The organism is Pseudonocardia lacus (genome assembly GCF_018531445.1).
GTDB classification, from domain to species: domain Bacteria; phylum Actinomycetota; class Actinomycetes; order Mycobacteriales; family Pseudonocardiaceae; genus Pseudonocardia; species Pseudonocardia lacus.
Window position 1 is genome coordinate 104992 of sequence record NZ_JAHDTH010000002.1, and the last position, 10163, is coordinate 115154.

The following is a 10163-nucleotide window of genomic DNA, read 5'->3' on the forward strand; positions in this document are numbered from 1 at the left end:
GCCGTGGGACCGATCACGGCCGAACGGATCAAGCTGACGTCCACCCGCGCGCCGTGGTGGTCCGCGGCGGCGGCGCTGCTGACGACCACGGGCGCCGGGTTGCTGCTGGCCGCGACGGTGGCCACGACCGAGCCGGTCACGGTGGCGGCCACGCAGTCGGCCCGCGTGGTGGGCACGACCGTGCTGATGGTGCTCGCGGTCCTCGCGGTGACCACGGAGTACGCCACCGGCACGATCGGGACGACGTTCCTCGCCGTGCCCGACCGCGCCGCCGCGCTGCGGGCCAAGGCCGTGGTCGTCGCCGTGCTCGCCGGCCTCGTCGGGCTGGCCGGCGCCCTGGGCAGTTGGGCGGCGAGCGCGCTGCTGCTGCCCGGCGGCGACCTCGCGCTGACCGGACCCGACGAATGGCGCCAGGTGGCCGGAGTCAGGCTGGTCGACGCCGGGGCTGCGGTCGTGGCCGTCGCGATCGGCGTCCTCGTCCGGCGGACCGCGGGCGCCGTCACGCTGGTGCTCGTGTGGCCCGCGGTGGGCGAGTCGCTCATCGGCCTGGTCCCGGTCGTAGGGCCGGCGGTCGGACCGTTGCTGCCCTTCCAGGCCGCCGACCGGTTCCTCGCCGACGCACCGGCCGGTGGCGGGCTGCTCGGTTCGCCCTGGCTGGCGGGGGTGTGGTTCGCCCTGTTCACGGCCATCCTGTTCGCCATCGCGGTCAGGGTCGCCCGCCATCGGGACCTCTGATCGACGAGTCAGGCCGGACCGGCGAGGTGGTCGGCGCCGTACTCCGCGAGGACGAAGTCGACGTCCTTGTCGCCCCGTCCGGAGAGGTTCACCAGGATCCGCTCCGCGGACGGCCGGTCGGCGGCCAGGCGGATGGCGAACGCGAGGGCGTGCGAACTCTCGAGCGCCGGGATGATGCCCTCCGACCGCGACGTGCGGAAGAAGGCCCCGACGGCCTCGTCGTCGGAGACCGCGGCGACGCGGATCCGGCCCGCCGCGTGCAGCATCGCGATCTCCGGACCGATACCGGGGTAGACCAGGCCCGACGCCACCGAGGAGACCGGGGCGGTCGCACCGTCGTCCTCCTGGAGGACGACGGTGCGGGCACCGTGCAGCGTCCCGGAGCGCCCGAACGTCAGCGTGGCCGCGTGCCGCCCGCTCGTCCCGAGGGGTTCGACCGCGTGCAGGGCGACGTCGGGGTCGTCCAGGAAGCCGGAGTACAGGCCCATGGCGTTCGAGCCGCCCGCCACGCACGCGACGACGTGGTCGGGCAGGGCCCCACCCGCGATCGAGAGGAACTGCTCGCGCGCCTCCCGCCCGACGACCGACTGGAAGTCCCGCACGATCCGCGGAAAGGGATGGGGCCCGATCGCCGACCCGATCGCGTAGAGCGCGTGCGCGCGCTGCTCGACGTACGCGCGGAACGCCGAGTCACTGGCCTCCTTGAGCGCGGACTGTCCAGCCACGACGGGCACGACCTGCGCGCCGAGGAGGCGCATGCGTCCGACGTTCGAGCGCATCTTGTCGGCGTCGACCGCACCGATGTGGACCTCGCAGTCGAGGCCGAAGTACGCGGCGGCGCTGGCCAGCGCGACCCCGTGCTGCCCGGCCCCGGTCTCGGCGATCAGCTTGCGCTTCCCCATCGCCCTGGCCAGCAGCGCGAACCCGACGCAGTGGTTGATCTTGTGCGCGCCGGTGTGGTTGAGGTCCTCGCGCTTGACGTAGATGCGTGCGCCACCGACCTGCTCGGAGAGGTTGCGCAGGTGGTGCACGGGGGTGGGTCGGCCCTGCAGCCCGGTGCGCGCGGCGGTGAGCTCGCGCTGCAGGTCCGGTGACTCCCGCAGGTCCCGGTAGCCGGCGGCCAACTCGTCGAGCGCCGCCGACATCTCCAGCGGGTAGTGGTTGCCGCCGAACTCGCCGAAGTACCCGTCGGCGTCCGGGTACCGCTGGTCGTGGCTGCGCCCGAGGTGCGGCATCGCTGGTCAACCCTTCAGTCGGGGTCCGACCGTAGGCACAGCCATCAGGCAGGGTCTTGAACAGGATTTGCGTACCCGGAACCGACGCCGCGGGCCAACGCCCCCGGCGGCACGCCGTAGACCTTCTTGAACTCGCGGGTGAGGTGCGGCTGATCGCAGAACTCGAGCGCCTGCGCGACCTCGCTCAGCCCGAGACCGGCGCAGATGAGGTCCCGGGCCTTCGCGATCCGGACCTGGCGGGCGTAGGTCTGCGGAGCGACGCCGGTCGCGCTCGTGAAGGCCCTGACGAGGTGGCTCGGGTGGACCCCGACCTCGCGCGCGAGGTCCTCGGTGCGGATGGCGCGCGTGCAGTTGTCCTCGATCAGCGAGCGGGCCGTGCGCGCCACCGACCCGTCCGCCGGCGGCTCCGATCCGGCCGAGAACTCGCACGTCTGCACGAGCGCCCGCAGGCACGCCTCGATCGAGGCGTCGTCCGCACCCGGGGTGGACAGCACGTCGACCAGGTCTCGTGACTCGATCCCCCGCGACACCACGGGCGTCCGGATCGTGGGGACGCCGGTGTGCTCCGCGGAGACGCAGTTCCGGATGAACTCGCTGGTCGGGTACAGGATCTCGTACTCGGTGGCCTCGTCGGCGCTCCTGCCGGCGTGCACGTCGAAGGGGTTGAAGACGAACACGTCACCGGCCCGGACGGTCCCGCTCCACCGCCGCGACCGGATCTCCGCCGCCCCGCTCCTGAGCGCGACCACCGAGTAGGTGCTGTGCAGGTGCAGGTCGAAGGAGCGGGCCGCGGCCCGTGCCCGCAGGAGGTCGGGACGCGCGAGCGCGAACGCCATCGAATCGACCCGGGTCATGGCGGTGCGACCTCCGGGCGATCACGCAACCTCGACGACCACCTTGCCGAGCGCACGGCCCTCGCCGACGTGGGCGAGCGCCTGCGGCACCTCGTCGAGCGGGAACGTGCGGTCGATGTGGATCCCGACCTCGCCCGCGGCGCACCGCTCGGCGAGCGGCGCGAAGTGCGTGGGCCCCGTCCTCACCACCAGCACGCCGAGCCGACGACCGGTCAGCAGCCCCAGCGCGGTGCCCGCGGTCAGCACGCGGAGCAGGGCGCGCGTGGTGCCGCCGACGCAGCGGTAGCGCCCGCCGCCGGCGAGGGCGCGGCGGTAGGCGAAGACCGAGCGGTGGGCGACCATGTCGAGCACCAGGTCGTACGGCTCGCCCCGGGTGAAGTCCTGAGTGCGGTGGTCGAGCACCTCGTCGGCGCCCAGCGAGCGCATGAAGTCGAGCTTGCCGTCGTTGTCGACAGCCGTCACGTGGGCGCCGGCCCGCTTGGCGAGCTGGATCGCGAACGAGCCCGACCCGCCGCCCGCCCCGTTGACCAGCACCCGCATGCCCGACCCCGCGGTCGCCGTGCCCTGCACCGCGATCGGGCCGGCCTGCGGGATCGTCGAGGCCTCGGCGAAGGACAGCCCGTCGGGCTTGTGCGCCATCGCGGAGGCGGGCGCCACCGCGTACTCGGCGAAGCCGCCCTTGAGCCCCAGGTTGTCGCCGTACACCTCGTCGCCGACGGCGAATCCGGTGACCTCCGGTCCGACCGCCTCGACCCAGCCGGCGACGTCGGAGCCGAGCACCGGCCGCGCCGGCGCCCGCAGCCCACCGAGGCGGGAGTAGAACGGGCTGCCCCGCAGGGTCTCCCAGTCCGACAGGTTCACCGACGTCGCGGCGACCCGGACCAGCAGCTGACCCCGCCCTGGCGAGGGCACCGGCACGTCCTCGATGCGCAGCACCGAGGGCGGGCCGTAGTCGTCGTAGACGGCCGCCTTCACACCGAACCGCCCCTGGCCCCCGCGCGCACGCCCGCAGCCTAGGACCTACCCGGGTGGCGGCGCGATCACGCCGGCCACGGAGCGCGACGTCCCGCTCATCCCAGCGGTGCCGACGCGCCGCGTCGTTCGACGACCCACACCGCGATCTGGGACCGCGACGAGACGCCGAGCTTGGCCCGGATGTGCTCGACGTGGGCCTCCGCGGTGCGCAGCGCGATCAGCAGCGTGCTGCTGATCTGCTTGTTGGTCTTGCCCTGGGCCACCAGCTCGGCGACCTCGTGCTCGCGCCTCGTGAGCGGGGTGCTGGCCTCCCCCGGGCGCGGGTCGTTCAGGACGAGTTCGACGACGTCGTCGAGGTGCTGGGCGGCGCCGTCGGCGTGGGCCTCGGCGTACCCGTCGGCCCCCAGCCGGCGACGCGCCTCGCGGCAGCAGCGCCGGTGGTGGTCGACGAGCGAGCCGTACCCGGCGAGGGCCGTTCCCGTGCGCGGCCAGCGGCGGTGCAGCGCGCCGAGGATCCGGGCGGCGCGGTCGGGGTCGTCGGCGACCGTGGCCCAGGCGACGACCTCCAGCGCCATGGCCGCGCCGAGCTCGTCGCCGTGCCGGCGGGTGGCCGCGAGGCCCGCGACCGCGTCCGCGAGCGCGGCCCCGCCGTCGCCGCCGCTCCAGAGCGCGACCGCCCTGATCCACCGGGCGTAGCCCGACCACCACTGGGCCCGCCGGTCCTGGCAGAACCGCAGGCCCTCGTCGGCGCAGGCGATCGCCGCCGCGGTGTCGCCCGCGGCGACGTGGCGGACCGCCAGCCGGAACGCGGTGAGGGCGAGCCCGGCCGGGTCCCCGGACTCGCGGTGGGCGCGCAGCGCCCGCCGGAGCCGGTGGTCGGCCTCGTCGAGCCGACCGAGCCGGGTCGCGGCCTGGCCGAGGAACAGGTCGACGAACGCCGACGTCACGCGGTCGTCGTCCGGGGCGGTGTCCGCGCTGCGGTGCAGCAACTCGACGGCGCGCTCGTGGTCGCCCTGGACCAGCGCCAGCCACCCGTCGACCCACAGCGCGGTGGCGGTGAAGCGGTTCGGCCCGGCCACCGCGAGCAGCCGGTCCAACCACTGCCGGCCCTCGCCCACCCAGCCCGCGGCCCGCCACATCAGCCAGAACGTCGTGGCCAGCCGCAGGCCCGCGGCGGCGTCGGCGGCCGAGCGGGTGCAGCTGTCCAGCGCGGCGCGGAGGTTGGCGTGCTCCAGCCGCAGCCGGTCCAGCCGGACGAGATCGCGGGGGCCGAACCAGCCGGCGGCCGCGTCGTCGACGAGCCGCTGCAGGAACTCCCGGTGGCGGCGCCGCAGCCGCTCCTCCTCCCCCGACTCGGCCAGCCGGGCCAGGCCGTAGCGGCGGATGGTCTCCAGCAGCCGGTAGCGGACGTGGCTGCCGCGGTCCTCGGGGAGCAGCACGGACTTGTCGACGAGCCCGGCCACGAGGTCGACGACGCGGTCGCCGTCGATCCCCTCCCCCGCACAGACCTGCTCGGCCGCGCCCAGGTCGAAACCACCCCTGAAGATCGACGCTCGGGCCCACAGCACGCGCTCGGCGTCGCTGCACAGCCGGAAGCTCCAGTCCATGAGCGCCGTCATGCTGCGTTGCCGGGGGTGCGCGCCGCGGTGGGCGCTGGAGAGGATCTCGTGCGGGCCGTCCAACCGGTCGAGCAGCTGAGCAGGCGACAGCACCCGCAGCCGGACGGCGGCGAGTTCCAGCGCGAGCGGCAGGCCGTCGAGGGAGGTGCACACCGCGGCGACCGCCGCGGCGTTCGCCGCGCTGAGCTCGAACTCCGGGGCCGCGGCGCGGGCGCGGTCGAGCAGCAGTTCCACGGCGGGGTAGCGGACGAGCTCGACCGGGTCCGGGTGCTCGCCAGGGGGCGGCACGGCCAGCGGCGGTACGGGCAGGACGTGCTCGCCCGGCACGTCGAGCGGCTGGCGGCTGGTGGTCATCACCGTCACCGAGGGCGCCGTGGCCAGCAGGTCCTCCGCGAGCGCCGCGCACCCCTCGATCGCGTGCTCGCAGCCGTCGAGGACGAGGAGCGCACGCTCGTCGGCCAGCCGGCGGGACAGGCCCTCGGCGGACGGGGCGCCGTCCTCGTCGCGGACGCCGACCGCCTCGGCGACGGTGGCCCCGACCAGCCCCGGATCGTCGAGCTCGGCGAGGTCGACCAGCCGGACGTGCTCGAACGCGGCCGCCGCGGGCTCGGCGAGCAGCCGCGTGGCCAGCCGGGTCTTGCCGACGCCACCGACCCCGACGAGGCTCACCAGCCGCGCGGTGCGCAGCAGCCGGGAGGCCTCGTCGAGCTCGGACGCGCGCCCGACGAGCGTCGTGGGCTCGGCGGGCCGACGACCTGCGGCACCGCGTGCCGGGGTCATCTCCTCCGGGGGCACCCACATGACGCGCCCCAGACTACGACGGCGGGCAGCCGGGACGCAGTCGCTTTCGGGCCGCCGGCCGGTCGCGCGGTCGGGTCAGCCGGTGACCTCGCCGCACGACGTCGGCACCCAGCCCTGCGCGCCGTGGAACCGGACGACGGTCCACTGGTCGTTCGTGGTGGGTGCGCAGGCGCCACCGACGTGGTAGGTCGCGCCCAGGACCGAACCGTCCAGCCGGTTCGTGCAGACCCGCTGCCCCTTCAGCAGCAGCCCGATCACCTTGCCCTCGGCCAGCTCCGACCGGTTCTCCGGCGGGATGCCGTCGTCGGTGGCGTGGACCTTGACCGTCTCCACCGCCTCGTAGCCGACCTGGCACCCCGCGGCGGCGGCCGAGCTCGGAACCGGGCCGGCGAGCACCATGGCGGTGGCCGCCGAAGCGGCGGCCACTGCTGTCCGCAACATGTCCTTTCCCTCCGTTTCCTCGTGGTGCATCGACACGGTAAATCCCGTTCCGGGAGGGATCCTGGCTTTCGGCGTAGATGTGCGGCCACTACCTAGGCCATTCTTTCCGGGCGTAGGTAGTCCTGCCGATGGATTCGCCGATCGCTCACCCATAACGTCGAGTGAGAGACCGCACGCCACCAGCGGAAGGGCACATCGTGCACCCAGCAGCCACCTCGCGCGGCAGGCTCGTCGCGACGGCGGCGCTCGTCCTGACGACCGCCCTGCTCACCGTCCCCGGCACCGCCGCGGCCGAGGCGCAACCCATCACGTGCGACGACACCGTGACCGGCCAGGCCGACGGCTACCCGGGGCCCCGCGCGTCGGACACCTACGACAACCTGTTCGACACCAGCTGGCACGTCCCCGGGCTGGCCACCCACATCCCCCAGGGCACCGCCACCTGGTCGAACTGGGACGGCGAGGACGACCTCATCCTGGTCGCCGGCTACGACGCGGCCGGGAAGACCCCCTCGGTGATCAACGGCATCGACGCCCGGACCGGGGAGAACGTCGGGCACGCGAAGATCGAGTACTCGCACGTCGGGGGCATCGCCGTGTTCGAGCGCCAGGGATGGGCCTACGTGTCCGGCCCGCAGGAGCGCACGGTCCGCAAGTACTCCCTGGCCGCGCTGAAGGAGGCGATCACGAGCACCGAGGAGGGCCTGCTGCGGCCCGAAGGCGCCGACCAGACCGTCCACGGATCGTCGTTCCTCACCAGCCACGGTCCGAGCGACACCCTGTGGGCCGGCCAGTTCCTCGACGACACCCGCAGCCACATGGCCTCCTACACCGTCGGCGACGACGGCGAACTGGAGCAGCGGCCGGGGGTCTGGGAGGTCCCCCGCAAGACGCAGGGGTTGGTGGTCACCGAGGACCTGTTCATCTACAGCACCTCGCACGGGCGCAACAACCGCAGCAACATCTACGTCGTCCGCCGCGGCGAGGGCTCCTCGCAGCTGGACACGGCCCGGCTGGGCTGTTTCCGCGCCCCGAGCATGTCCGAAGGGCTCACCGTCTACGGCGACGACGTCTACGTCGCCTTCGAGTCGGGGGCCGACTACTACAGCCAGGCCCCCGACAAGCCGGACAACGTCATCACCGAGTTGCACGAGGCCCCGCTGGCGCTGCTGGACCGCATCGCGCCGCCGTGACCCGCGGCGGGGTCGGCCGGGGTGCACCGCAGCGGGCACAGTGGTGGGGTGCGAGCCCACGACGCCCGTCGCGACCTGGTGGTCAAGTCGATCGACCTGCACACCGGCTCGCTGCGGTTCGTCCGCCCCCGCGACCCCGCGGTCCTGCTCTCGCAGGAGGACGAGGTCCCCGAGGCGTACCCGCCCTACTGGGCGAAGCTGTGGCCCAGCGGCGTCGAGCTGGCCTACCAGGTGTCGGTGCACGACTGGAGCGGCACGTCGGTGGTCGAGCTCGGCTGCGGCCTCGGACTGCCGGCCGTCGCCGCGGCACTCGCCGGGGGTCGGGTACTGGCCACCGACCGGGCCACCGACGCGCTCGCCTTCACCGCGGCGAACGCCCGAGCCAACCACGCGCAGGTGCAGACCATGCTCTGCTCGTGGGACGCGCCCGAGCCACTGACCGCGTGCGGCCCGTGGCAGCTGGTGCTCGCCTCGGACGTGCTGTACGAACAGCGCAACTCCGACGCGCTGATCGCCCTGCTCCCCCGGCTGGTCACCGACGACGGCGCGGTCTGGATCGCCGACCCCGGCCGGGAGATGGTCCCGGAGTTCCTCACCGCCACCCGGGCCGCGTGGCGGACCGTCGAGGTCGTCGCCACCCGCCGCCAGGACGTCCAGATGATCCGGCTGGCGGGTCCGCCGCGCTGAGCCCGCGGCCCGGTCGGGTTCAGGCGGGCACCAGCTCGGTGTCCGAGCTCGGCAGTGCGCGGGCCAGCTCCTGGCGGGAGCGGATGCCGAGCTTGGTGAACACCTTGCGCAGGTGCCACTCCACCGTGCGGGGGCTGAGGAACAGCCGCGCGCCGATCTCCGGGTTCGACAGCCCGTCGCGGGCGAGCCGGGCGATCTGCAGCTCCTGCGCGGTCAGGTCGTCACGGGTCTCGGCCACCCGCCGGCGGACCCTCTCCCCGGTCGCCCGCAGCTCGCCACCGGCCCGGTCGGCGAACGCCGGCATGCCGATCGCCACGAACAGCTCGTGCGCCAGCCGCAGCTGGGTGCGCGCGTCGACGCGGCGGTGCCCGCGGCGCAGCCATTCCCCGTAGAGCAGGTGCGCGCGGGCGAGCTCGGGCCGCAGTCGGGTGCGGCCCAGGCACTCGAGGGCGTGGCGGTACAGGCGCTCCGCGGCCTCGCCCTCGCCCAGCAGCGCGCACGAGCGGGCGTGGATGCCGTTCGCCCAGTCGGTGTCGGCGACCACCGTCTGCTCGCCGAGCCGGGTGAGCGCGTCCTGCGCGAGCCCGACGCTGCCGATCCTGGTGGCGGCCTCGACCAGCTCGCTCAGCGCCCACGAGGCGATGAACAGCTCGGGTGCCTGCTCGCTCGCCCGCACCGCCGCGGCGAGCGCCTCCTCGTAGCGGCCGAGGCCGTTCATGAGCACGGCGTTCGCCCAGTGCGCGTACTGGACGGCCGTGCCCTGGCCGTGGGCGGGGGCGTCGGCGAGGACGCCGGCGAGCAGTTCGGTGGCGCCGGCCTCCTCGCCGCGGATCCCGGCCAGCGCGATCGCGGCGTGCGAGCCGATGCGGGTCCTGGTCGCCTCCTTGACGGCGTCCACCTCCGCCACCAGCTGCCCGGCACCGGCGAAGTCCCCGCCGAACGCGGCGGCCTGGCCGCACGCGTTGTCGGCGACCGCGAGGACCTCCAGCGCCCCGCAGTCGCGGGCGAGCTGCACGGCGCGGCGGCCGATCTCCAGGCAGCGGTCGTGGTCCCAGACCCAGTTCGCGGCCCGGGTCGCCAGCCAGCCCCACCGGAGCAGCTCCGCCGCGGTGACCCCGGTGCCGGCGAACGCCGCGACGGCACGTCGCAGCACCGGGGTCGCGGCGGGGCGCCCGCCGGTGAAGACCAGCGCCAGACCGTCCAGCAGCAGGTCGCACGCCGGAGCGGGTCCCGCCGGCCGGGGCGCGGTCGTGACGGCGCGGGAGACGTCGAGCAGGCTGCCGCCCGCACCCGCCAGCCGGCCGGCGAACAGCGCGGCGGCCCAGGCGTCGAGGTAGGTGTCGCGCGCCAGTCGCACGTCGAGCGCTTCGAGCTTCCGCGCCGCCCGCAGCAGCAGCACCGGGGCGTCGCCGCCCCGGTTGCGGGCGAACGCCACCTCGGCCCGCAGCAGGTCCACCCGGGCCCGCCCGAGCTCGTCGAGCGGCCCGGCATCGGCGATCGCCAGCAGCGCGCCGGAGAACTCGAACGCCCCCGCCCCCAGGCCGGCCTGCGCCGCGGTGAGCGCCCGGCCGGCCCGCCGCCCGGGGTCGCCGGTCAGCGCGACCGAGCGCTGCAGCAGCGCCG

General features: G+C 74.7%; 9 protein-coding genes. 3 read left to right on the forward strand and 6 right to left on the reverse strand.

What is annotated here, in order from left to right:
* Positions 1-3 precede the first annotated feature (3 nt).
* On the forward strand, positions 4-735 hold the full coding sequence (locus KIK08_RS01200; protein ID WP_308257307.1) for a hypothetical protein: 732 nt from the start codon (positions 4-6) through the stop codon (positions 733-735).
* A gap of 8 nt (positions 736-743) precedes the next feature.
* Here the strand turns inward: KIK08_RS01200 and trpB are convergent, their stop codons facing one another.
* The 5 genes from trpB to KIK08_RS01225 all read right to left on the reverse strand — a co-directional run bounded on the left by trpB (position 744) and on the right by KIK08_RS01225 (position 6660).
* Complete coding sequence (gene trpB / locus KIK08_RS01205; RefSeq protein ID WP_214401052.1) at positions 744-1970, reverse strand: tryptophan synthase subunit beta; 1227 nt, start codon at positions 1968-1970, stop codon at positions 744-746.
* A 44-nt stretch (positions 1971-2014) separates the two neighbouring features.
* Complete coding sequence (locus tag KIK08_RS01210) at positions 2015-2824, reverse strand: helix-turn-helix transcriptional regulator (RefSeq protein WP_214401053.1); 810 nt, start codon at positions 2822-2824, stop codon at positions 2015-2017.
* 21 nt (positions 2825-2845) lie between these two features.
* Complete coding sequence (locus tag KIK08_RS01215; protein ID WP_214401054.1) at positions 2846-3799, reverse strand: NAD(P)-dependent alcohol dehydrogenase; 954 nt, start codon at positions 3797-3799, stop codon at positions 2846-2848.
* Positions 3800-3894: 95 nt separating this feature from the next.
* Positions 3895-6219 carry an ATP-binding protein gene (locus tag KIK08_RS01220; protein WP_214401055.1) on the reverse strand — a complete coding sequence of 775 codons (2325 nt, stop codon included), beginning with the start codon at positions 6217-6219 and terminating at the stop codon, positions 3895-3897.
* A 75-nt stretch (positions 6220-6294) separates the two neighbouring features.
* The gene (locus tag KIK08_RS01225; RefSeq protein WP_214401056.1) at positions 6295-6660 is read right to left on the reverse strand and encodes a hypothetical protein; all 366 of its coding nucleotides are present in this window, start codon (positions 6658-6660) and stop codon (positions 6295-6297) included.
* Between the two features lie 197 nt (positions 6661-6857).
* Here KIK08_RS01225 and KIK08_RS01230 point away from each other — a divergent pair, with 197 nt between their 5' ends.
* Together KIK08_RS01230 and KIK08_RS01235 are read left to right on the forward strand one after the other, a co-directional pair.
* Positions 6858-7853: a hypothetical protein gene (locus tag KIK08_RS01230; protein WP_214401057.1), complete on the forward strand. Its 996-nt coding sequence runs from the start codon at positions 6858-6860 to the stop codon at positions 7851-7853.
* A 48-nt stretch (positions 7854-7901) separates the two neighbouring features.
* Entirely contained in the window at positions 7902-8540 is a 639-nt protein-coding gene (locus KIK08_RS01235) for a class I SAM-dependent methyltransferase (protein ID WP_214401058.1), read from the forward strand.
* 19 nt (positions 8541-8559) lie between these two features.
* On the opposite strand, the gene KIK08_RS01240 is transcribed toward KIK08_RS01235, so the two are convergent.
* On the reverse strand, positions 8560-10163 hold a 1604-nt coding region (locus KIK08_RS01240), incomplete at its 5' end, for a helix-turn-helix transcriptional regulator (protein WP_250556045.1).